The sequence below is a fragment of the Bradyrhizobium sp. CCBAU 45389 genome, assembly GCF_028128625.1.
GTDB lineage: Bacteria > Pseudomonadota > Alphaproteobacteria > Rhizobiales > Xanthobacteraceae > Bradyrhizobium > Bradyrhizobium liaoningense_B.
This window is the reverse complement of record NZ_LBIY01000027.1, coordinates 1-792: the sequence shown is the minus strand read 5'-3', so window position 1 is coordinate 792 and position 792 is coordinate 1. Positions and strand designations below refer to the sequence as shown.

Genomic DNA, 792 nt, shown 5'->3' with positions numbered 1-792 from the left:
CGCCCTCTCAAGCATCGGCTCGCCGCAGCATTTCATCACGACCCGAATGGCGCGAGCCGGAATGTCCTGCCGACGTGAAGCCGCCCAAGCAAAGGAACGGCAACACGACTTCGGGCAGCTCATCGGTCAGACGCAGGACGTTGATTGCATCGCCCCCACATTGCCTCAGCTTCGCGAGCGCGTGTGCGAGGACATCGGGAGTATAAGGCTCGACGGCCGCAGTGCGAGGCGCGAATTGCAGCTTGACTACACTGCTCACTCTACGCCCCTGCCGAGCCGAACGACCTTGACTTCGATACGCGCAACGCTGTCAGACTTGATGTCTGTCACCTCGAGGGCTTCACCCGTGCGAATGAGCGTGATGCGATAGCCTTGCAGCAACGGCCACGGCAGCGCCTTGTGGTCGAAGGTGAAGATGGGGACACTTGTGGTTATGAGCGGGCTCAGCGAATGGCCGCGCGCATGCACCTTGTTGTCGCCCATCACCGCAGTCTCAGGCTTTGCCATGAAGACAGCGGTCACCGTCACAGCCCTGTCAGGCTGAGGCTCTCCGGGGAAGTTAGGCCTCCCCGGAGTCACGGGCATAACCACAACGGGCTCACCTATATTGTCGTCAATGGCTGCGCTGACACGCTGCATGCCTGCGCGCCACGTTTGTGGGAATAGCATCATTCTTGTGATCCTGTCGGCGGCCCTTGTGTGGCCTTAACCGAATTGTCGCCAGGCCCGTGCATGCTCGTGCCGAGCTGGCCGTTGAGTTGAACGCGTGAAGCCGCTTCAGCACGAGCCACG

Annotated in this window: 1 protein-coding gene; it reads right to left on the bottom strand. The window is 61.1% G+C overall.

The genetic code is table 11. The features are described from left to right. Positions 1 to 255 precede the first annotated feature (255 nt). Positions 256 to 522, bottom strand: a complete 267-nt coding sequence (locus XH79_RS06815) for a hypothetical protein (RefSeq protein WP_271581151.1) — start codon at positions 520 to 522, stop codon at positions 256 to 258. Between the last annotated feature and the right edge of the window lie 270 nt (positions 523 to 792).